Annotated in this window: 20 protein-coding genes and 2 pseudogenes; 8 read left to right on the top strand and 14 right to left on the bottom strand. The window is 61.7% G+C overall.

Annotated features, from left to right (window positions below; all coding sequences use genetic code 11):
• Positions 1–101: 101 nt before the first annotated feature.
• The 3 genes from AB4Y36_RS35830 to AB4Y36_RS35840 are packed head-to-tail and all read left to right on the top strand — an operon-like array spanning position 102 to position 3,732.
• A complete protein-coding gene (locus tag AB4Y36_RS35830) occupies positions 102–2,054 on the top strand; it encodes an FUSC family protein (RefSeq protein ID WP_368685490.1) in 1,953 nt (650 codons plus the stop codon).
• On the top strand, positions 2,051–3,538 hold the full coding sequence (locus tag AB4Y36_RS35835) for an MdtP family multidrug efflux transporter outer membrane subunit (protein ID WP_368685491.1): 1,488 nt from the start codon (positions 2,051–2,053) through the stop codon (positions 3,536–3,538). The genes AB4Y36_RS35830 and AB4Y36_RS35835 overlap by 4 nt, the downstream gene beginning before the upstream one ends.
• Complete coding sequence (locus tag AB4Y36_RS35840; protein WP_368685492.1) at positions 3,535–3,732, top strand: hypothetical protein; 198 nt, start codon at positions 3,535–3,537, stop codon at positions 3,730–3,732. Before AB4Y36_RS35835 ends, AB4Y36_RS35840 begins: the two co-directional genes overlap by 4 nt.
• A gap of 247 nt (positions 3,733–3,979) precedes the next feature.
• Here the strand turns inward: AB4Y36_RS35840 and AB4Y36_RS35845 are convergent, their stop codons facing one another.
• The 3 genes from AB4Y36_RS35845 to AB4Y36_RS35855 all read right to left on the bottom strand — a co-directional run bounded on the left by AB4Y36_RS35845 (position 3,980) and on the right by AB4Y36_RS35855 (position 7,680).
• Positions 3,980–5,125, bottom strand: coding sequence for a porin (locus AB4Y36_RS35845; RefSeq protein ID WP_368685493.1), 1,146 nt, complete (start codon positions 5,123–5,125; stop codon positions 3,980–3,982).
• Between the two features lie 195 nt (positions 5,126–5,320).
• A complete protein-coding gene (locus AB4Y36_RS35850) occupies positions 5,321–6,217 on the bottom strand; it encodes a LysR family transcriptional regulator (RefSeq protein ID WP_368685494.1) in 897 nt (298 codons plus the stop codon).
• Between the two features lie 617 nt (positions 6,218–6,834).
• Positions 6,835–7,680: an extracellular solute-binding protein gene (locus AB4Y36_RS35855; protein WP_368685511.1), complete on the bottom strand. Its 846-nt coding sequence runs from the start codon at positions 7,678–7,680 to the stop codon at positions 6,835–6,837.
• 237 nt (positions 7,681–7,917) lie between these two features.
• Here AB4Y36_RS35855 and AB4Y36_RS35860 point away from each other — a divergent pair.
• Positions 7,918–8,345 (top strand): annotated as a pseudogene (locus AB4Y36_RS35860) (molybdopterin-binding protein).
• Between the two features lie 670 nt (positions 8,346–9,015).
• Here AB4Y36_RS35860 and AB4Y36_RS35865 read toward each other — a convergent pair.
• From AB4Y36_RS35865 to AB4Y36_RS35875, 3 genes are all read right to left on the bottom strand, one after another.
• Positions 9,016–9,738, bottom strand: coding sequence for an OmpW family protein (locus AB4Y36_RS35865; RefSeq protein WP_368685495.1), 723 nt, complete (start codon positions 9,736–9,738; stop codon positions 9,016–9,018).
• Positions 9,739–10,756: 1,018 nt separating this feature from the next.
• Positions 10,757–11,500, bottom strand: a complete 744-nt coding sequence (gene phbB / locus AB4Y36_RS35870) for an acetoacetyl-CoA reductase (protein WP_368685496.1) — start codon at positions 11,498–11,500, stop codon at positions 10,757–10,759.
• 572 nt (positions 11,501–12,072) lie between these two features.
• Positions 12,073–12,456 carry a DDE-type integrase/transposase/recombinase gene (locus AB4Y36_RS35875; RefSeq protein ID WP_368685497.1) on the bottom strand — a complete coding sequence of 128 codons (384 nt, stop codon included), beginning with the start codon at positions 12,454–12,456 and terminating at the stop codon, positions 12,073–12,075.
• Positions 12,457–12,767: 311 nt separating this feature from the next.
• Between AB4Y36_RS35875 and AB4Y36_RS35880 the strand changes: the two genes are divergently transcribed.
• Positions 12,768–13,421 carry a hypothetical protein gene (locus tag AB4Y36_RS35880; protein ID WP_368685498.1) on the top strand — a complete coding sequence of 218 codons (654 nt, stop codon included), beginning with the start codon at positions 12,768–12,770 and terminating at the stop codon, positions 13,419–13,421.
• 41 nt (positions 13,422–13,462) lie between these two features.
• On the top strand, positions 13,463–13,771 hold the full coding sequence (locus AB4Y36_RS35885; protein WP_368685512.1) for an FUSC family protein: 309 nt from the start codon (positions 13,463–13,465) through the stop codon (positions 13,769–13,771).
• 29 nt (positions 13,772–13,800) lie between these two features.
• Here AB4Y36_RS35885 and AB4Y36_RS35890 read toward each other — a convergent pair whose 3' ends face one another.
• From AB4Y36_RS35890 to AB4Y36_RS35915, 6 genes are all read right to left on the bottom strand, one after another.
• Positions 13,801–13,965 carry a hypothetical protein gene (locus tag AB4Y36_RS35890; RefSeq protein ID WP_368685499.1) on the bottom strand — a complete coding sequence of 55 codons (165 nt, stop codon included), beginning with the start codon at positions 13,963–13,965 and terminating at the stop codon, positions 13,801–13,803.
• Positions 13,966–14,128: 163 nt separating this feature from the next.
• Positions 14,129–15,058, bottom strand: a complete 930-nt coding sequence (locus AB4Y36_RS35895; RefSeq protein ID WP_368685500.1) for an NAD(P)-dependent oxidoreductase — start codon at positions 15,056–15,058, stop codon at positions 14,129–14,131.
• Between the two features lie 210 nt (positions 15,059–15,268).
• Complete coding sequence (locus AB4Y36_RS35900; protein WP_368685501.1) at positions 15,269–16,612, bottom strand: chloride channel protein; 1,344 nt, start codon at positions 16,610–16,612, stop codon at positions 15,269–15,271.
• Positions 16,613–16,694: 82 nt separating this feature from the next.
• A complete protein-coding gene (locus AB4Y36_RS35905; RefSeq protein WP_368685502.1) occupies positions 16,695–17,642 on the bottom strand; it encodes a cupin in 948 nt (315 codons plus the stop codon).
• 494 nt (positions 17,643–18,136) lie between these two features.
• Positions 18,137–19,063: a LysR family transcriptional regulator gene (locus AB4Y36_RS35910; protein WP_368685503.1), complete on the bottom strand. Its 927-nt coding sequence runs from the start codon at positions 19,061–19,063 to the stop codon at positions 18,137–18,139.
• A 205-nt stretch (positions 19,064–19,268) separates the two neighbouring features.
• Entirely contained in the window at positions 19,269–19,535 is a 267-nt protein-coding gene (locus AB4Y36_RS35915) for a LysR family transcriptional regulator (RefSeq protein ID WP_368685504.1), read from the bottom strand.
• A 373-nt stretch (positions 19,536–19,908) separates the two neighbouring features.
• On the opposite strand from AB4Y36_RS35915, the gene AB4Y36_RS35920 reads away from it, so the two are divergent.
• Positions 19,909–20,454 carry an MCP four helix bundle domain-containing protein gene (locus tag AB4Y36_RS35920; protein ID WP_368685505.1) on the top strand — a complete coding sequence of 182 codons (546 nt, stop codon included), beginning with the start codon at positions 19,909–19,911 and terminating at the stop codon, positions 20,452–20,454.
• Between the two features lie 66 nt (positions 20,455–20,520).
• Positions 20,521–21,405 (top strand): annotated as a pseudogene (locus AB4Y36_RS35925) (methyl-accepting chemotaxis protein).
• Between the two features lie 82 nt (positions 21,406–21,487).
• On the opposite strand, the gene AB4Y36_RS35930 reads toward AB4Y36_RS35925, so the two are convergent.
• Positions 21,488–21,721 (bottom strand): hypothetical protein, encoded by a 234-nt coding sequence (locus AB4Y36_RS35930; RefSeq protein WP_368685513.1) that lies wholly within the window; start codon positions 21,719–21,721, stop codon positions 21,488–21,490.
• Between the two features lie 167 nt (positions 21,722–21,888).
• Positions 21,889–22,191 (bottom strand): DUF4148 domain-containing protein, encoded by a 303-nt coding sequence (locus AB4Y36_RS35935; RefSeq protein WP_368685506.1) that lies wholly within the window; start codon positions 22,189–22,191, stop codon positions 21,889–21,891.
• Between the last annotated feature and the right edge of the window lie 38 nt (positions 22,192–22,229).

A 22,229-nucleotide genomic window follows, 5' to 3' on the forward strand; every position in this document is an offset into this window, starting at 1 on the left:
ATGCCGCCGCCCGGTCCCCGACAGGTTTCGCGCGACTCGCCCGCTTTTTCGCGGAGGAGGTTCGCGCCTACCCGGGAAGGGCGAACTTGATGCTGCGTTGCATGCTGGCCAGCGCAATCGTGATCACCGTGTCCATGGCGTTGCAGGTGCCGTTTCTCGCGCTCTCTCTCATCGCGGTGTTTTTCGTGACGCAGTCGAACGTGGTGATGACGCGCCTGATCGGCATCCTGTTTATTCTCGGCACGACGCTCGGCATCGGCTGCATCATTGTCGTGCTCAAGCTGACGTACGACTTCCCGCTGCTGCGCATCGTGATTTCGGCGGCCCTGTTCTTCGCAAGCGCTTACCTGATGCGCGTGGCGAAGGTCGGCGCCGCGTTCATGCTGGTTGGCATCGTCGTCATCTACGTACAGTCGTTCGTCGATTTGACCGACCAGGCCGAGGCGCTGGTTCGCGTCTCACTATGGGTGTGGGTCGCCAACACCTATGCCATTGCCGTCACGCTCGTGATCAACACCCTGTTCCTGCCCGCGGAGCCCGCGCGCCAGCTCGAAGACGCGATGCTCGGTCAAATTGAGGCGGTCGACGGGCTCCTCGCAGCGCTCGAACGCGGCGACATTTCGGTGGCCCGCCCCAACGCGAGCCGCGTCCAGAACGCCGCGCTTACGCTGCAGAAACTGCTGCGCTTTTCGACGATGCGCGATCCGGAGTTCAGGCGCCGACAGGCCTTTCACCTGGCCCGCGTGGCGACCGTCTCGCGACTGTTCACAGCGGCGGCGCATCTGGACGGCAGCGCCGGGAGTGCCGGAGCCGGAATCGTCCCCGCGCTGCGCGAGGGTTGCGCGCGTCTCGCGGAGTCCATCCGCTCGGGCGAGCACTTCGTATTCGCCGGCGCGGCGCCCGTTTCCCGCGCCGCGCCCCTGCCCGGCGCGCTGTTCGAAATCGGCAATGCCCTGCGGGCCTTCGCCGACCGCTGCGCAGCGCCGGAGCCGGCAGAGTCGCCCGCGGAGAAAGAGCGGATGCTCGTGCAAGACGCCTTTTCCAATCCCGTGTATGCGCAATTCGCACTGAAGACGTTGTTTGCGGCATTGCTCGGCTACCTCTTTTACCGCGCCACGGACTGGCAGGGCATTCACACCGTCATGCTGACGGCGCTGATCGTGGCGCAGCCGAGCCTCGGCGCGACGGGCCGGCGCGCGATATTGCGTATCGCTGGAGCCGCCGCGGGCAGCCTGCTCGCGCTCGCCATGGTGATCTGGGTGGTACCGAACATCGACGGGCTCACCGGCTTGCTGCTGATCTCACTGCCCGTGATCGCGCTCGGCGCGTGGCTGGCTGCCGGATCGGAGCACATCAGCTATGCGGGCACCCAGCTCATGTTCACGTTTGCACTCGCCCTGCTCGAGCAGTTCGGGCCGACCACCGATCTCACAGAAATCCGCGACCGCATGCTCGGCATTCTGCTGGGTGTGGCCATCTCCGCAGTCATCCACGCGTCGCTGTGGCCCGAGGCGGAAGGCGAGGCGCTGCGCCAGCGTGTCGCGCGCCTGCTGCGCCACATCGCGGCGCGCCTGCGGCAACCGCAAGACGCGATTCCCGCCCTGCTGTGGGCCGAACTCGCCGACTGCGAGGCAATGGCGGCCCGTGTCGCGCTGGAACCCGGCTGGCAGCCGGGCGAAGCGCAACACGAGATGTTCCAGCTACATATGCAGGCAGTGCTCGCGCAGACCCGCGAGATCCTGCTGGCAAGCGACGCATTCGAGGCAGAGTGGCGCGCGCTGCCCATACAGACACCCGACAGCCTGGGTACCACGACCCAGTTCGGCGAAACGAGCGCCGCCTCGCTGGAAGGCTACGCAGACGACTTGACTGCCCGGCCTGGATCGGTACGCGCGCCCGCGCTCGTCGTTCCCGCGCCGATCGCCGAACCGCACAGCGCCGATGAGCGCATCGTCGCAGGCGCCACAAAACTGGCCGCGCAGATTTCGACGCTGCCCCACTGGGGCGTGGCTTCGTCAGACCGCGCCTTCACTACCCACGCATCGCAAGCATGACCCTATCCTCCGTTTCCGTTGTGTCCCGCTGTCTGCGCTGGGGCGCAAGCGCCGCCATGGCCTGCGCCTTGTCCGCTTGCGCATTGGTCCACAAAGACAGCAAAGCCCCGGCGCCTGTCGCCGCGGAGCAGATCCGTCTCGCCAGCGACATCCAGCTCGCGCACGGGAACTGGCCCGCCGGTACATGGTGGAGAGCGTACGCGGACCCGCAGTTGGACGCTCTCATCGAGCGCGCGTTGGCTTCCTCGCCGTCGATCCTGATCGCGCGCACGCGCGTCGCTCAGGCGAAGTCGGACATCGATCTGGTACGGGCGGGCACCAATCTCCAGATCGCGGCGCTGGGAGCCATAGATCGCCAGCACGTGTCGTCCAACGGGTTCCTCGGCGCGTACTCGGGCAACCAGCCGCTAATTGGCGCCACGGGGCCGTGGTACACGGAAGGCATTGTCGGCCTCGGCGCCAGCCTGAGCGTCGACATCTGGGGCAAGCAGCGCGCCCAGGTACAAGCCGCGATGGGCGTGAGCAATGCGCGGCGCGCCGAACTGGTGGCCATGGAACTCGAACTGTCCACCGATGTGGCGCAGCTTTATTACGGTATCCAGACGACATTCCAGCTGGTCGACCTGCTCGACCAGCTACAGGACGAGGCGGCGTTTTTTGTCGACGCTCACGCCGCCCGCGCAGCACGCGGCCTCGAGCCCAAAACGCAGACTGAACTCGCACGTGCGCACCTACTGGCGACGCAGCGTCAGATCGTGGCGGCTCAGGCCCGGATCATGCAGTTGCGCGAATCGCTGCGCGCGCTGCTCGGCGCGGGGCCAGACGATCTCCCGCAAATTCGGCCCATGCCGTTGCCCCTGCCGCAGGCCAGCTTGCCGCCTACCCTGTCGTACGAGCTGTTGGCTCGCCGCCCGGATCTCCAGGCCATGCGCTGGTACGTGCAGTCCTCGTTCGACCGCATCGACGCCGCCAGGGCAGCGTTCTACCCGAGCTTCGACATCAAGGCTTTCTTTGGCGTGAATGCGCTGCATCTCTCCGACCTGTTCACGCATGCGAGCCAGCAGATCAACCTGATCCCGGGGCTGTATTTGCCGATCTTCGAGGGCGGCCGCCTCAATGCAAACCTTGATGCCGCGCGCAATGCGCGCAATGCGCTGATCGAGCAGTACAACCAGTCCGTGCTCGATGCGGTACGCGACGTGGCCGTGACGGGCAACAGGTTGCAGGACCTCGAAGAGGAGACGAACCTGCAGACACAGAAGATCGAGGCGGTATCGTTCGCCGAAGCGAGCGCGCAGGCGCAGTACCAACGCGGCGTAGCGAGCCGCCTCGCGGTCACGGACGCGCGCCAGGCGGTCGTGCTTGAGCGCATCGCCCTGCTCGATATCGACGCGCAGCGGCTGAGCCAGAACATCGCGCTCACGAAGTCGCTGGGCGGTGGCTACAACGCCAAGGCGGTTGCCCTTGTGGCTGATCACCCATGACGACGATCCTGTGGGCAACGTTCGGTACGCCCCCTGACCAGGGCCATGCCATGCTGCGCGACCAGTGCGCCCCTTCGAGCGCCATTGCAATCGTGAATCGCGCCGTGGATTGTGATGTGTTCGTCGTAGGTGAAGTTGATGCAGACTTGTCGCTTGATGTAGTGACTCGTTCAGTTGTGTGTGACAGTGCGTGAACCTTCAAACCGAACGGCATTGCAGGCTGGCTGTAATGCAGGCTATGTCGAAATATCACCGCTTGGGACACATCGCCGTAATTATTGGCCGTTCCGCGAATGTGTTGTCCGAGACCACAGCGAAAAGGGATCGCTGTTTGGTCTGCGAAGCGAATCGACGCGCCTTCGTCGTGCACGCGCCGTACGAAACAATAACTTGTTATACGTCATGCCGCACGGCTGAACGTGCGGCACGTTCCATGACAGCTTAGAACTGGTGACGCATCCCGATACGAGCGATAAACTGGTTGGACGTCGTAGCCGGCGAGTCTGCGCCAGTAATGAAAGCTGTGTTGAGCGGCGCGGCCACTGCACTACCACCCGCCGTATGCTGGTACATGCCTTGGATGTACACGTCGGTGCGCACAGACAGATTGTAGTCAGCCATCAGGCCGATCTGATGCCATTTCGGCGTCGAATCGCCGGCGGTACTTTGGAAGTGACCGATGGTGTAGTTATACATCGCGCCAACAAAGGCGTTTTTCACTAACTGATACTTCGCATTCACCTCGAAGTTGTCAAACTTAAGGCTGCTGGCCGTGTTAGCGAAATTGCCGACATAGGCTGAACCCGTCGCATCGTTCAGGCTCGTGTGGCTATAAACAAAACCAAGAAGCGCCGATCCGACCGTATAGTTTATGCCGGCGCCCCAAACTTGCTCGCGGTTCGCAAAGAAGGCAGTATCGTCGGTCGCGAGCGAGCCACCCTCCGTGCTACCCGGTTGATTGATCTGCATGAATGCCGCCGCAATCGTTACAGGACCGCCTACATATTGGGCGCCGAGACTGTACGCGCGGTTGTTCGCAAAGCCGCCGGCCTGATTGCTAAAGCCATAGAGACCACCAAACGAGAACCCGCCATAGGTTTTGCTGGAATACTTGATGCTGTTATTCAGGCGAAACGAGTTGTCGGTGTTGTCGTTGTCGTAGGGGTGCGCCATCAGATAGCCGGCCCAGTTACCGTTGGCCGTAAGCGGCGCGAGATAGTCGACGACAGAGTCGTACTGTCTGCCCATCGTCAACGAACCGAGCGTTTCCGAAGCGATACCAACGTACGCCTGCCTGCCAAACATGCGACTGCTTTGGCCCAGTGCGCCCGAGTTCACATCGAATCCATTCTCCAGTTGAAAAATAGCCTTGGTACCGCCGCCCAGATCTTCGGAACCCTTAATGCCCCAGCGGCTGCCTTGCGCGAAGCCGCTCTCCAATTGTACTGCCGAATGACCAGCGGAATTGTTAGTGTAATTCAGACCCTCATCAATCACACCGTACAAGGTCACGCTGTTTTGCGCGAGGGCTGCAACAGGGGCAACGACGAGACCAAGCACCGTTCCGGCGGCAAGCATTCTTTTCATAGATATAAGTGTCCTAAATGTATGGGATTTCCGAACCGATTCTCACGTTTGTCGAGTGAATGTATTCGACATGGGATAGTAGGCATCGGTCCACCGCACTTTATGACCTACAAAAATCACCGGCACAGCAATTCAGTATTGACTGGTTCCGTGTTGCTTGAATCGCGACGGCGTTGCCGTCATGGACTTGCGTCCCTAGTTGTTTTTGCGGTAGTGATCTACAACAAAATCAATGAAGCCACGTACTGCAGTAGCCATATATAGCTGTCCGGAGTACAGAATCCAGAACGTACGCTCGTCGCCACAGAGCTCTGCGTCGTGCAGCAAGATTTCTAGCATGCCGCTATGGAGCTCCTCTTTTATCAACGAGATCGACAATCGGGCTATTCCTAAGCCGGCCAGTACTGCGCGCTTTATCAAAGCTGGGCTTTGCGTGTTTAAGGCAGGGCGAACAACTACGCGGTGCGTACCGGATGTGCTGCGAAATTCCCAGTAGCGACTTGGCGCATCCGAAGCGAGCAGAATGTCATGAGCGGCCAGATCAGCCGGGGTATGAGGAGTTCCTCGCCGGCAGAGATAGTCGGGACTTGCGACAATCACATCGCGAGCCTGCGCGAGCGAGCGACAGATTAGCGAAGAGTCGCGCAACCGACGTTCCGCGCTAAAGCAGACATCGAAGTCCGCGACTGTGATGTCAGTCATGTCTTCGAACACCGTCAACTCAAAACTCGTGTGCGGTTCCCGTTGACGATAGGCGGCGAGCACGTCGGGGAGATCCGAGTTGGCGTAAGCCGATGACGCCGCAATCTTCAACAATTTTGCAGGTTCGTTGCTTGCCGAGGCGACACATTCATCCATGACGTCGAGCAACCCGATCAATTCCACGCATCGCTTGTAGTACAGCTGGCCGGTGTCGGTAAGGGACACACGGCGGGTCGTCCGGTTGATCAGGCGTACGCCGAGTCGCTGCTCCAGTTTTGCAACGCTGCGCGTGATGACGGATGCCGACACGCCCATGTGCTTTGCCGCTTCGGCAAAGTTCAAACGCTCCGCTACTTTGGCAAAGATGCGTATCGATGCGAGCTGACTCATGATGCCACCCCAAGAATGGGCGGGCGGTTACTGCGCAGCGGCACCTCTACAACGCCACTATGCTGTTGGCCAGTTCCACCGTGAGGAACCGTTCGGCTGCCGTTATGCTTGTGCGCTGCATGTAGGCCTTTATGTGATGTTCGCATTGTGCAAAACCGGTAGTCCAGAAAGCCGTGCGAGGATAGCAGGCGCCCCGTTACCGCACGCGGTCCGGCTCATTACGATCTTGTTATCTCCAAGCGAGAATTGGGATAGGGGACCGAGAGGCCACAACGCACCGGAATGGGTCCATAGTTACAACTGGACGAAATCGGCCGAACCCATCCTCCCGAGCGTTAAGCAATTTGGATTACAGATGTCTAAACCAGGACTCTGGCAAGAGAGCGGAAATCCGAACGTGTTTGTTCTATGGGTGGTAGCAATGTCGCCAACAAGCGGTGCGCCGCCCGCGAGGAGACCGACACCCCGGCCGCCAACCAGGTCGCGTGCCAGCCGACGTCGGTCAGTCAGCGTGGCCGATTGCGGGATGCTCGCGACGGACAGCGCGCACGGGCAGACCGCGAACGGCGTGCACATTCTCCCGAGCGACCTCGCGGCACGTTGCGCGGGTTGCGCCGTCATTGCTGTGCGGCGTGGATTACGGCTTGCACCGACGGCGGGATCGAGTGGGTCTGGCCACTGACGGCAGGCTTCGTCACATCCACGCCGTGCTCGGCGAGCAGCTTGCGGCCTTCTGCCGAGAGCAGGAAGTCCACGAAGCGCGCGGCGCCGGCGCTGTTGGGCGCGTCGTTGAGAATCGTGAGCGTGTAGTTCGCCTTGATCTCCAGTTCGGGCGCTGGGTGGATCGCCGGAATCTTCAGGTCGGACATTTCGGTCGAGTAGAAGAAGCCCGCATCGAGTTCTCCCGACTGGAGGCGGCCGACGAGCGTTTCCTCGGGCAGCACCTGCTCGGGATTTTCGGGCGCACCCAGCGTTTTCTCGACAAGATCAGGCTGGTTGTACATCTGCGCGGCCTTCGTCATGAGCGAGACGATTAGGGTGCCCTTCGGGTCGAGCTTCGGATCGGTGCGGCCAAGGCGGATGCCCGGTTCCTGCAGCACCTGCTCCCACTGCTTCGTCTTGAAGTCGTTGGCGAAACGGCTCTTCGGGTTGTAGCCGATCAGGAGCGGCGATTCGGCGAAATTGACGTACCACGTAACGTGATTGCCGTTGGGCTCGCCCATCAGGCTCGCGTTGACCTTCGGGCTCGCGCTGATGAACACATCGCCGCGACGCAGCTTGCCCTTGATCTCATTGGCGATCTTGTTCGAGCCGGCTGCGTAGCCCTTGAAATGCAGGCCTGTTTCTTTTTCGAACGCTGGGCCCACGCTCTTTTCCATGAGGTTCACGAGCGAGCCTGCATAGAGCACGTTGACATCGGATTCGCCGGCGAATGCGTTGGCGCTCGCACCCATCGCGCCCATCACACCGCTCGTCACGACGACTGAAGCCACCAGCTTGCGAATAAACATGTTCGATACCCTGCGCGTTATAAACGTCCATATACTACGACGAACTGCGGCACTCATCGCCTCTTCCGAACGTCCAATTTTCGGCTGCGTGTCTGGGCGCCTCACACTCACACGGCTAGACAGGGAACGAGCTTTACAGTAATTGCTGATGCCGGCGCATTATGCGCTGGTCAAACCGTGGAGGCCTAAATGCGCACCAGTGCCCGTAACCATTTCTCCGGCCAGATCAGCGCGGTCAAGGCCGGCGCTGTCAACGACGAAGTCACGCTGCGCGCCGACGGCGGCCTCGAGATCGCCGCGATCATCACGCATGGCAGCGCCGCTTCGCCGGGTCTCGCCGCTGGCAAGCCGGTCTTCGCGCTCATGAAGGCATCGTCGGTGATCTTCATGGTCAACGGCGACGCGAGCAAGGTGTCCACGCGCAACGGCGTGGCGAGCACGGTTTCATCGCTCACGAAGGACGCGGTGAATGCGGAAGTCGTACTCGCGGCCCCGGGCGGTGCGCACATCGCGGCCATCGTGACGAACGACAGCGTCGATCGTCTCGGCCTCGCGGCCGGCAAGCAGGCCGCGGGCTCTTTAAGGCTTCGAGTGCGATCGTCGGGGCCGACGACTGACGGCCCGTTGCGGTCGTATGTGAGCGGAATCTCCGATTTCGATGGGCTAGCCGCCGCGCGCTGCGGCGCCCTGACGCGTGCGCCGGCTGCGCCTAACAGACGCGACGCCGAGTTCTTCGCCCGGCTCGCGAGATGAGCGCCTACTGTCGGCTGGCGCAGTCGCGCAACCAGCGTGCCGGCGACACGGTCTTCCGGCTCCCTCGCCTGTTACCCGCGCCCCGATCTGCGCGACTCCTCGCAGGCTTCATGAGCTTAAGTTTTTCTGGAAAATCGACACTCAATGTAATCCTGCTGAGTAGACTCGAGGAGTTGCACCTCGAGTCTCTCGCAGAACCGTACGTGAGACTCTCGCCTCGTACGGCTCTCTATGAACGCGTCCCGCTTTGCAACAGCTTTCGCGCGGTCTGACTGACAGGATGGGGCTGCGGCTCTCTATCAGGCCTTGTTGCAGCCGGTAACTCTGCTGCGGGCCTCTATGAAATCCGCTGACTCGCACCTCATTCCTGTCGCGAGCTCGAAGCTCGGAGCCGTATACAGGTTCATGAGCAGCGGGTAGGCGTAGGCCGAAGTTGGCGCTTCCTGTGCGTCTTCCTGCATCAGAGTCTCCTTGTGTCCCAGTAACTACATTATTGACACAGACCACCATGTCTATTTCAACTGGACGGCGGCCTCAGAAGCGGTAGTTCACCGACAACAGAGTCACCAGCGGGTCCAGCGTGATTTTCGCCACGCTGTGAACGCTTCCGCCATTCGGCAGCGTGGTGGTCAGGTGTGCCTTGGTGCCAAACGGCAGGTAGGAGAATGAGAGCGCGCCCGACCAGTGCTCGTTGAACTTCAGGGTGACGCCGGCGTTGAGCACGGCAGACCATTCGCTGTCGACCTTCGCGCTTGTGGGCAGGGACATACTTTGGCCACGCGAGAACTGAGCGCTCAGCGCTTGCTGGAAGCCGGTGCCCACATGGGCGTTGGTGAACCAGATGTAGCTGAACCCCACGCCCGCATAAGGACGCCATCTCGATTCCGCCGGAAGGAAATAGTATTTCATGACGACGGCGGGACTCCACTGCTTGACATCGCCGAGGGGATTGATTGCCGGAGAAGAAAGGCCGCCGGTCCCGTAGAATTTGAATTTCGGCGGAATGCCGGCAACCGTTTCCACCGCGATGTGGTCGGTGAAGAAATGAGTGATCGTTATGCCAAGCGTATCCGCATTGTCGACCGTCGCGCCCGTGCCCGGCACGGGCATGCCCTCTACATTGAGCGGATCGCTCGATGTCTGAGGCGCGATGCGCAACCAGCCTGCGCCAACCACGTTGCTTCCCGCCGATTGGGCACGAACGCCCGCGCTTGCCAGTGCCGCGCCAAAAAGAAGAACCAGATGCTTGAGCTTCACGGTTTGTGTTGTCCTGATAGTTTTTGAAGTTTTGAGTATTCCTGTTCCCTCGATCCGTGATGGAATCGATACGACATCTCGCTGCGCGAAGCTCTGCGCGCTCGCCGTTGTGTCAGATTGTGTAGCGGCTTGGACGGAATGCCTTGAACGAAACTCTTACGGTACCCCCATGAAAACCCTTAAACTGTCGTTTCCGGTGCGCACGTATTCTTCTCGGTGGCGCCGAGGTGGCCCTCCAAGGGGCAGATGAAAAGAAACGGCGCCCGACAAACTTCCCCAAAGCGGTTCTATTCGCTTGACGAATTAGTAATCCTATCAATATCGGAATCCGCAGAACCTTCCCAACGGATGTATCGGATGAAGATTGGCACTTCGCCGCTCCACGCGAGCGCGCCTCGCTTCAGTTGCTCGCTCATGCAAGCCCCACCTCCCGCCTCCGGTCCACGTCGATCAAGCCGCCGACAGATACGCAGGAAATTTTGTTTGCAGCCGACCATCACCCCGGCGTCACACCGACACCCGTCACCCACGTCATGACACGCAACCGGTCCGCTATGGTGTGAAGCGACGCCAATGGGACACACCCGAACGAAACGGTGAAATCGGCATGGTGGCGAGTCCGTCCGGTCGTGATCTTCACATTCCTGATCTCGCCCGCGTCCCCGCACCATGACCGCATCACCCCGCGCAATAGACGGATTGCCCTGCGTAAGCCTTCACCGATGCGGATCCGTTGACTCCACGCGAGGAGACACCTCACTCCTGAGACTCCTGAACACCCGCGCCCGGTATCTTTCGTGCCAGCTGAGAGCAAGCGCCATGGGCAGCGCGACGGCGAGTGTCGAAATGCCGATCGCAAGACCGATCCACGTTTCAGCCATCCCCATTCCCCAAGTTAACAGCTGTGCCTGTGTAATTACGCCGCGCGCAAGGGGACATCATGAGGCCGTGCGAATGTGCGCAACATTGAAAAGCCAGCCTTGACGTCCTCTCTGACATCAAGGCCGGACACCCGTGATTACTGCATGTGCTGACCGCCGTTGATGGGGATATTCGCACCGGTCAGGAAGCCCGCGTCCTCCGAGCACAGGAACAGCACAAGCGCGGCGACTTCCTCCGGTTTGCCGAGGCGGCCCATCGGGATCTGCGGCAGGATCTTCGTATCGAGGATGTCCTGTGGGATCGCGGTGACCATCTTCGTCGCAAGATAGCCCGGTGAGATCGTGTTCACCGTCACGCCCTTACGGGCGACTTCCAGCGCGAGCGACTTGGTGAAGCCGTGCATCCCGGCTTTCGCTGCCGCATAGTTGGTCTGGCCGACGGAACCCTTTGAGCCGTTCACAGACGAAATATTGATGATACGCCCCCAACCGCGCTCGACCATACCTTCGCACATCGGCTTGCAAATGTTGAAGACCGAATCGAGATTCGTGCGCAGAACCGCATCCCAGTTGACCTTGTCGAGCTTCTTGAAGGTCATGTCGCGCGTGATACCAGCATTGTTGATCAGAATGTCGACACCGCCGAACTCATTCTGTATCTTCTGCGCGCCGCGCTGGCACGAGTCGTAGTCGGCGACGTCGACGGAGTATGCGGTGAAGTCGCGGCCCGTTTCCTTCATTCTGGCCAGCCACTCCTTTGCGCCTGCGTTATCCGGCGAGTGCGTGACGACGACTTTGTAGCCGGCGTCGTTCAACCGCACGCTGATAGCCTCGCCGAGACCACCCATTCCACCCGTTACCAATGCAATACGAATAGTCATCGTTTTTATCCGCGAGAGAAAAATTACGACAAGTCACATGGCACCCAGTTCTGCGGCGGCCACGTCCCAGATGGCCAGGCGTCCTCGCACGCTGCGCGAAGACGTCGCGACCAAGATTGCGCTGCTTGTTGTGTGCGGCTAATCTGCGCGAATCTGGCGGGCAAACCCTCCATTGATCCAAAACGGCTCAGTCGTGCTCGAGCGCGAGCGCCACGCGCATGTCGCCGTCGATCCAGAGCGAAGCTGGAAAAAATCGTATGCACCGCGTACCAACGTGGTTGCTCAAGAATCCGTTCGACGATGAAAAAATCGTATCAAGTAAAAAACCTTGCTTTATGCGTCTTTTATTACATTGACTAACCGGTTAAGGCGCCATGCAAATCGCTTGCAGCGGACCCAATTATCAAGATTTCCGAAAACTATGTGACATAGCGTCTTACGGGCATTCAGGCTCCCGGCGCTGGATGCTTCCCGTGCGAATAAGGGCGACTTCGCAAAAATAACTATTTCCGACGCCAGTCAGTAGGCCCTTAGTCGCAAAAGACAATTGCGCGAACGGGGTAGGCGAATTCTTATCGAATCGAAAGGACCGCATTGCAAATTACGGGTGCAGCGGAATTGTTGTGGCCGAGCTTCTCGAGGTTGAACTGGTCTTCGCGAATGCGTTGCATCAACTCGATGCCGACCGCCACAATCGTTGCGCTTCTGAAACGTTCGAATCCGAGCATGACAGACATCCGGGACTTGATGTTGTGATGGTCTTGTTCAATCAGATTATTGAGATACTTCGACGATCCAACCTTGGTGTCTTCAGGCAGGAGGCCGTCTTCCTTCATCTCACGCACCGCGCGGTGTGAGGTGGCATAGCCGCGCAGCGTGATGGCGCGCCACCCCCACGCGCGGCATGCATGGGCTGTTCGATCGCCGTTGCGGGACCGCCTTCGAATGGTCGGCACGCTCTATGCCGACATCCCTTTCAGCCTCACGGCGGTATATGTCAAAGCCACCGGCAGGCATTTGGATCGAGGGCGGCGAGACGCAGACAAGCTCACAATTTGGGAGCGTGGGCGCATGAAACAGCGCAAAACGCAACTTCACGATTGCGTTTCCTGCGTCAACCTCGACCGACGTTTCGGCGCCCGCGGCGCTACCCGAGTCACGTACTGCCACGCGGCAGGGCACCGAATCCGTTTGCAAGGTACCGTTGCAGCGACCGAATCAACGGACGCCTGGCGGCACTCCCATCGCTACAGAAATACGTCGGGAAATGCTGAGTCGTTTGATTAACTGGAATATGTTGTTACGCGCAGCCGCATTGCTCGTGCCGATTTTTGTCGTCGAGTGGGTGACGGGTGACACCAAATGGCTGAGCGTACTGGACGTCACTGTGTCTGCGTTTGTGGCGGTAGAGCGCGGACGTCTGGCGCCGCTTGGTGCCGTGCTCCGCGCGTTCGCGATTGGCGTGGCCTTCGTGGCCGTGAACGCCTCTTATGGCACACCCGCCGCGTATATCGGCGTCTTTGTGCTGCTTGCGGCCGCATGTGCGAGCTTGCTCGCCGGTGCAGCGAGATGCGCTGGACCGGCTTTTTTTGCGTCTATTCCTGTCATGTACTTCGACTGCGAAACGGCGCGCGAGGCGCATGGCCATGCGTATCTGAACGCCGGCATAGCGGCCATGCCCTACGCGCTGGCGGCAACGCTGCCCGTCATTGTCGCCTCGATCGTCAGCTACGCCATGCAGCGTGAACCACGCTCCGAGCACGGCTGGCTGGCGCTATGGTTGGTCAGCGAGCCGCCTTCACCGGGGCGGCGTGAGGCGATCGTTGCCGGGGTGCTCGCGGTGGGATTGGCGTCCGCCTTGGTGGCATGGCATCCGATGCCCTATCAGGAGTGGTTCGTCTGTCAGCCTTCAGTGTTGTGACAGGTGACTGGTAATCGGCGCGCTTAAAGTGGCGTGACCGCCTGGCGGGCACCATTGTCGGTGTACCGGCGGGCGTGCTGGTGGCGATGCTTTTGCCGCATAGCCACGCGCTCGCCAATGCGATCGAGATCGCGATCGCACTGGAGCTCGTTGCTTTCCATCGCTACGTGGTGGCGTTCGGCGTGCGGTGTGCGATGCATGCGGCCGCGATCGTCATTTCGGGCCACGCCTGGCTCTGCGCGGATGCACGCCTCATCGATGTCGCGCTCGGCAGCACCATCGGGATTCTGTTCGTGCTCGCCGCGCGTCAGGGGGCGCGTTCCCTGCGGCACAGCAACATTGCGGTGTGACGGCACAAGCGCGTTGCCCAAACGTGGAATCACCTGTCGATAAACGTCGCTGCTAGCCGGATCGTCTCGCAACGCTTCCGCTTCCGCAATTTGGCGCGAACCTGATCGATTCCATTGATGGCAAGCACCCAGCCGCAGATCATCCAGACCGACTTCCGCACGGCCAGCGGGTGCGCCGGGCTTCTCGTATCCATGATCTTGCAAATTCGTTGGAAGCATCAGTGCCGCGCTGTTGGCTGCCACATGCCCCTCACCCGCGTTCGTGGGCGGGGCTGCGGGGGGCAAGCCGCACGGCGCCGCCCCAGCCGTCGCGGGTGCGAGTCGTGCGGCTGCCACACCACAGCCCGCGGCGTCGGCTCAGAGGCCGGCGCTGAACGCAGCCAGCTTACCGAGCGCCGACCAGTCGAGCGCGTCCCAGCCGCGCGCCGAAACCGCCACGAGGCGATCGCGCACGACGCTCGCCACGGGCATCGGTGCCCCCACCTTTTCGGCATGGCTCAGCGCGAGGCGCAAATCCTTGACTGCGAGGGGCACGGTCATGCCCGGCGGGGAATACCGCTCATCGACGATCTTTCCGCCATAAGCCTTGTGCACTTTGCCGTCGAACAGCGACTCGGTCAGCACGTCAAAGGCCGCTTTTTGATCGATGCCCGCTTTGCGAAGGAACGCGAGCACCTCGCCCATGCTCTGCATCGTGGCTGCGGTCAGTACGTTGCCTGCGAGCTTAAACGCATTCGCTAGCCCCGGTTGCTCGCCCAGCTGAAAGACGCGCTGGCCGAGCCGTTCGAGCAGCGGCATGCAACGCGCGAGCGTTGCGTCTTCACCAGCGGCGAGCACATAGAGCCTGCGCGCCTTGGCGAGATCCGGGTTGCCCAGAACGGGGGCCGACACGTATCCCTGACCGTGCTCGCGATGCAGGTCAAAAAGCGCGCCCGCCGCGTCGGGGCTGATCGTGCTCATCGAAATGTGCACGGCTCCCTTGGCGAGCACCGTCGAGAGATGCGCCGCCACTTCCTTCGCCGCATCGTCGTCAGGCACCATGCTGATGACCACGTCGCATGCCGCGAGCGCTGCCCAGTCGTCAGTCGCCACAGCATTGCCGCGCACCGCCGCCTCGGCGCATGCCCGGTTGCGGTCGAACACCACCACGGACAAGCCGTCCTCGATCAGATTGCCGGCGAACGCCGCGCCCATCCTCCCGGCGCCCACCACGCCCACCGTGGCCGGTGCGCTCGCTGCGGACTCGACGTTTCCGTCTTGGGAATCATGCTTTGAAACCATAATCATTTCATACTCCAAAACAAATTGAGGTCGGCTCGTCCCGCGGGATTCGCCCTGAACTCCACCGCCCGTTCGCGCGAATGTCAGCCGCATCGTGCCGCTACGGAATATGTTGTCAAAGGCAGGCCGCGTCCGAAAGTCCGGCCCGACAAGACTGTTTTGCAGGCATGGGAGAACCGGCGCCCCCCGAGCGGATGCGCATATGCGCCGCCCTGCTCATTCGTTGTGAAGCACAGGCGCCTTTTCGAGCGCGGGCTTCGCGCTCGCACCCTGGCTATTAGACGCCGGACTCGCGCTCCCGGCCGGCGCTTTCGACATCAGTCTGAATGTCGATACCGAGCCCGCGATGCACAGGAGCATCGGAACCAGCGCATCTTGATTCACGCGAGTGAACTCGAGCATGAGCACGATTGCCGTAAGCGGCATTTGCATGGAGGCGGCGAGAAAGGCGCTCGCTCCGACCATGGCGAAACTGCCTGCGGAGGTTCCCGGCCAGAGCATGTTCCACAGTCCGCCCAGCACGATGGCAAGCAACGCGCCATTCGCAAGCCCAGGCGTGAGCAGGCCGCCCTCGGCGCCCGCGCGCAGACTCGACGCTTCGATTGCCACTTTCAGCACGAGCAGCGTGGCTGCCAGTCCGATGGCGAGATGGCTGTCGAACGCGAGGGCTGCCGGGCCCTTGCCATTGCCCGCCAACTGCGGGTAGTAGATGACGAGAACACCGATCACCGCGAAATTGAGCACCGAGAGAGCAGGCAGACGCCAGTCCTTCGGCGCGTGGGCACGCGCAGCGCTCGTGAGCTGGACAAAGCCCCATGCCGCCGCCCCGAACACCGGCCCTGCCATCGCGGACCACACCACGAGCGGCGCTCCAAGCGTCAGTTGCGCAACGCTGTACTGCTGTTCATTGCCGAGCCCGACCCACGCCGTGACCGCGGCCAGCGAAGAAGTCACGAGGGCCGGCACCGCGAGCCGCCATTCGAAACTACCCAGCAGCACTTCGAGCACAAAGAGCGCTCCGCCCAATGGCACGTTGTAGACCGCTGCGAGCCCGGCGCCCGCTCCACATGCCACCAGAATGCGCTGATCCGCGAGCGACAGCCCCGCTCGCCGCGCGAGCCAGCCTCCCCACAGCGCGCCGATCTCTCGCGGTGCGACTTCCCGCCCGAGAGGCGAGCCCAATGCGACCGTCACGATCTGCAGCAAGGCATGCACGATGGTGCTCGGAACCGGCATGCGTGGAACGCCGGCAGTCAGCGCCTGCTTGATGCTGACCAGCGGGCGTCCCCAGCGGTAGAGCGCCCACCAGCCGAAACCGGCCACGAGGCCGCAGAGCACGAGCGCCTCGAAGCGTCGCGCAGGCGACGCATCAGCGACACCACTTAAAAACGATTCCTTACTTACTATTCGACAGACACTATAACCGTATGCCAGATGCTGGATTTCATGAAGCAACAGCGCCAGCATCATGCCACCGAGCCCGGCGCCCACGCCGGTGAGCGCGCTAGCCACGACAAGCCTCACATAGCCACGTAGCGCGTTACTGGAACCTGAAGTCATCACTGCAATGCGTCGGAACGAAGGAATGGTACGAGCCACGCAAGGCGGGCGCGATGAACATCTCGTCCGCTTGCGTCACGCCTTAGCGCGCAAAGCGAATGTCGAGCGAGCGCAGGTAGGTCTGCAGACCGGCATCCTGAAGCGGAATGACGTAGGCGACTTCGTCCGACTCGTTGAAGTGCGCATGCCAGTAGCCCGGAGGCGTGACGAATGCCATCCCCGGCTTCCAGTCAACGCGTACCGGATCGATGATGTTGCCTTCCTCGTCGACTTCCGTGCCAACCAGCGTGTAGACACCGGGCTTACAATCCGGAATGAAGTCGAGTGCGATCGACTGATGGCGGTGCGGCTTTTGCATGGATTGCGGCGCTACCGCACCGAACATGGCCCACATCGAGTGCGTAACCGTGCGCGTTTGCGGAAAATTCGCGTTCCCGAGCAGCACGCTGACGCGGTTGCGCTGGCTTGCGCCGGGGGCTGCCGCGACCTTGTCGAGTTCAGCCTTTGCGCGCGCGGCCGGATAGAGCGTGGGCGCGAAGCGTTGGCGCGACACGCGGGTTCCCAGGTAGCTGAGCAGCGGGCCATCGTTGACGTAGTAGATGCGCGCCGTGGCATCCGCGGCCAGCACAGCCTCGTCACCGCCGGGCAGCGCGAAGAAGTCGCCGGTGCCAAAGCTGAACGCCGAGTCGCCCTGCGAGACCGTGCCACTGCCTTCCAGCACATAAAAGACCTGCGACGTGGCGTTCGGATTGACCGAAAGCTTCTCGCCCGCTTCGATGCGCAGGAAATTCGCCAGCAGGCCGGGGCCCGTTGCCGGGTAATCGACGCCCAGTGCCTTCGAGAGATCAAGCGGCACGATACGCGTCGAGCCGCTGTCGTAGAGTTCCGAGAGGAACCAATGATATGGCACGCGCGAGATCAGTTTCGCGCCGATCGGGTTGGCCGAGCTGGTGTATTCGAAGTATTCGGCGTCACGCGTTGCGGCCTCGTCATCGAGACGAACGGTAGAAACTGCGGTTTTGTCGAGCATGGTAGGCACCCTAAGTAACGTTGAACTACGGTTCGGGACACAGCGCGCCGCGTCCGGTGCGCGACAGAAGAATGCAGCGTCAACGTCACTATAGGAAGGTTGACGGCCAGCCAGAACCGCGGCGAAGAAAAATCAGCTTTGCGCAAAGGGGATAAGGCCACGGGCGAGCCGGCGTTACGCTTTGTCAGAATCGCGTTCTGCCAAGGCCAGTTCGAGCGCATCACTTCGTTGCACGCTGCGCAGCACCAGGCACGCGTACCGCAGCCTGTCCGCGCGCGGCGCGGCCGTCGTGTTGAGCGCCAACTGAACATCAGAATCGATGATCGGCGGCGGCTATCAGGCTCAACAGATCGGGGGGACTGCAGGTCTTCGCTCACGAATGACGTCGCGCGAGCAAGTCGCGAAGACGCATGTGACGAGGCCCATTCAACGCTGCCGGGTCCTTCGGTGCACCGCCGATGCAATAATCCACCGCCCGAGCGTGGCGGCGCGGCTCAAACCCCCCAGTAGCTTTCCTTGCTGAATAATTCCGCATAGAAGTCGATGAAGGCGCGCACCTTCGTCGACACTGTCTTCTTGGGCGGATAGACCGCCCAGATAGCGGGCACCGCGGGCGTGGGTTGGACCTCCCACTCCCGGAGCAACCTGACCAGTTGCCCGGCTTGCACCGCCTCGCCGATCGCCCAGGTTGGCAGCAGGGCGACGCCGCAACCGGCGACGGCGAGGTCGAGCAGCGAGTCCGTGTCGTCCGCGCGGATTCGGCCATCGATACGAACCGGGATTTGACTGGCGTCGGGTCCGGCGGACCGGTCGACGAAGATCCAGCGGTCGTCCGCCGCGAGCGGAAAGCGCAACGTCACGTGCGTCGACAGCTCCTCGGGAGAAGCCGGCGCGCCATACCGCGCCACGTACCGCGGACTGGCGCAGACGACGCGGCGGTGCTGCGCCAGCCGGCGCGCCATGAGCTGCGAGTCCGGCAATGCACCGATCCGGATCGCCAGATCGATGCCTGAGTCGATGATCTTGACGACGTCGTCGGTCATCACGGCGTCGACGTCGATCTTGGGGAAACGCTCCATGAACTCGGGCAGATGACGAATGATGTGACGCCTGCCGAACGCAGTGGGCATGGTCACCCGCAAGAGGCCGCGCGGCGAACTGTTCAAGGCCGCCGTGACCGCCCGCGCCTCATCGAGGCTCTTCAACACCTGCAGCGCCTGCTCGTAGAACACACGGCCGCCTTCGGTCAGAACCAGGCCGCGTGTGGACCGGTTGAAGAGCGCGACCGCCAGATCCTGCTCGAGGTCGGTGATGCAACGGGAAACGGTGGAGGTTTTGACACCGAGCTTCGCGGCAGCCTGACTCAGGCTGCCCAGTTCGGCTGCGTAGCGAAACGCCCGCATCGCGGAAAAATAGTCCATCAGATCGGCGTCCAAAAAACGGGGCGCACCGAGGCAGGCGCAACGCAGCTACCGTCTGAAATGAGCGATAGCGGCCTGCCGGCGGTGCCTTGCGAGCCGAGTGTACGACGCCGCGCGCACCGAGGCTATCCCTTTTTTGCAAAGCTGATTTTTCCCCGAGGGCTGACCTGACCGGTCAGCTACGCAGGCTCGACTTCCATCCATATCACCGCGCACGGTCTGAAACAGCGCGACGAGCCTCGCCGACGCCGCGAAAGGCAACATTCACTCGTTCTCTGAACATAGCGCCACTGTCGGTCAGTTCGACGCCCCGCGCGGAACGATAGAAGAGGACGATACCCAGATCACTTTCGAGGTTGGCGATGTAGCGGGAGACCGTGGAAGCCTCGATGGACAGCCGCTGTGCAGCGAGATCGAAGCTGCCCACCTCGGAAACCAGCAGAAAGGCTCGAACCGCTGCATAGTAGTTCATCTCATGCGTCCTCCAAGCTCGCATTGCTCCCCTGCGGCGATAACTACCTGCCTGAACGGCGCAAACACGGCGGCCAACACCTGGCGCCAAGCTTATGCTGGCACCCGTGCGCCGGACTCGCCTAGTCCCCTTGCCGCAAATCTCCTTTTTTGTTGCGGGCATTCCGCGCCCGGCCAACGCTGGAAACGCAAGCCGAAATCCGAGGTACGTCACGCAGATGCGAATCATTTTCGCGGCAATCACACCGCGCCGCGTCGTGCATGAACGCACCATCCACGTGTGCGCTCCTTTCGTGGTGCACGCCGACGTAAGGCCGGGGAACGCCGCCATAAGTCCCGCCAATTCTCTCGCGAACTAAAAAAGGTGATGAAGCATGAAGCTCAAGATTGGTGCACGACTATTGGCCACATTCGGTGTGGTTCTGGTTTTTCTGTTCGCGATTTGCGTGACAGCCACCGCGCAGATGGCGCGCATGAGCGCAACGACACAAACCATCGTCAGCATTCGCGCCCAAGAGCTGAAGCTGGTGAACGCGATTCGAGCAGCGACGCTCAAACGAACGGTCTTGCTTTACGCAGCGCTCGACGAACCCTCACCTGAAGCACAACAAGCCGCGCTCGAACAGGTGCAGGAAATTTGCGATCAGCTCACCCCGATCTATCAAGCCATCCCTCGTCTGCTCACGACGGCCGCCGGCCGCGCTAGCTTCGACCGCCTGCTCCAGGCGCGTGAGCTTTATCAGGAAGCAACGAAGCCCGTGTTTGCCCAGTTGGCGGCGCACGACATTGCGGTGGCGCGCGCCGCACCCGCGAAGGCAAGGTCGGCCCGAATCGCCTTTTTTGCAGCAGCAAGACGAGTTTCTGAATTTGGCCCAGGGCTTGATGGACAGCGCCGCGAAAAGCACCAGCGACGCATATGACATGGCGCGCGCCATCCTGTGGGGCGCGGCCGCACTGCGTTCGTCGTGGCGTTGGTACTGTGCACTATGGGGACGCGTTCGATCGTTCGCCCCTTACAACGAGTGGTCGACGGTGCGCATGCCTTGGCGCAGGGTGGCCTGCGTATGCGGATCGATGTGAAGAGCCACGACGAACTCGGCGATCTGGCCGAGTCGGTGCGGGCAATCAGTAAGCTGGCAACGCTCGTCGGCGGAGTCAAGCAAGCAGGGTTGTCGATTGCGGCCGCCACCGGGCAGGTGGCGGCAGGAAACACCGACTTGTCGCAGCATACGGAAGACCAAGCGGCCTCGCTCGAAGAAACGGCATCGAGCATGGAAGAGCTGACCGCGACGGTCCGGCAGAACGAGGACAATGCTCACCAGGCGAGCACGCTTGCGAGCACCGCATCGGCGGTCGCAGTGCGCGAGGTCGGCCGCGTGGTCGAGACCATGCGCGAGATTTTCGGCAGTTCCGCCAAGGTCGCCGATATCGTCAGAGTGATCGAGGGTATCGCGTTTCAGACCAATCCTCGTGCTCAATGCAGCAGTCGAGGCTTTGCCGTGGTGGCGGGCGAGGTCCGCACGCTAGCGCAACGCAGCGCGACGGTCCGCTCGCGAGGTCAAGCAACTCATTAGCGAATCGTGTAGCGCGTGGATGTCGGCCCGCAACTGGTTGAGAAAGCCGGCAACACGATCCAGGAAGTCGTTCAGTCCGTCAAACGGGTGACGGACATCATGAGCGAAATCGCCGCTGCGTCGCATGAGCAAAGCACGGGTATTGAACAGGTCAACCTGGCTGTGAGCCAGACGGATCAGGTGACGGAACAGAACGCCGCGCTCGTTGAAGAGGCCGCTGCGGCCGCGCAATCGATGGTTGAACACGCTCAGCCGCTGCGCGACTCCGTAGAGATGTTCAAGCTCGACAGTCGGTAGTGCGCGAGGCGCTCATTACATGAGATAGCGTGATATCGGCGCGTTCGCAAAATGGGGCAGGCATGCGCCTGCCCTATTCGCTCTAGTGAATGGCCATCTGCACGACTTTCACGATGACGAGCCCCACTGCGACGATGAGGTAGGTGCGCAGAACGCCCATCCACACGCGCGTCGACAACGTCAAGTGCCGCGGCAGCGGTAGCTCTTCGAGCGGCACCATACGCCACGAGTCGCGCAACTCCTTAAGGGTCGGCTTGTTGAGCGGCAAGGCGTCGTCGGTGACAGGCTTACCGCATGCCTCGCGCGAGATTCCCACCGCGGCATACACAGTTACTTACGGCAAGCCCGCATCCGCCCACGTGAATATTGACGAACGCCGCACCGCTGATGTCCGGATACCGTCGCCAGGCCTGGCGCGCGCCCGCCTGCTCAGTGCCCCGCATAAATCGACCGGCCGACAGCGCTAGCCAGACCCGGCACGCCCTAGTCCGAGCTGCCCGTCATCGCCACGCCGCCAACGGCGCTGTTCGCCGGTGCGGCGTGCTGCGCCGTCTGTGCGTCTTGCTGCGCGACGATCGCCTCCGCGCGCTGGATGTCGTCGGGATAGTTGTTGTCCTTGGCCACCGGACGATACCCCGCCTGCTCCAACCGCACGAGATCGTCGATCACCTGGGCGCGCGTGACCGGCGCGTTGGCCGGGTCGGCGGGGGTGGCGGTCTGTGCGAAAGCGGCAGCGGGAGCGGCCAGGGCGCAGGCAACGAGCAATGTGGAAACGAGTGCTTTCATGGTGTTCACCTCTCAATGAATGGCCGCTGCATCGGGAA

This window comes from Paraburkholderia sp. BR10936 (genome assembly GCF_040965735.1).
In the GTDB taxonomy this organism is placed as follows: domain Bacteria; phylum Pseudomonadota; class Gammaproteobacteria; order Burkholderiales; family Burkholderiaceae; genus Paraburkholderia; species Paraburkholderia nodosa_A.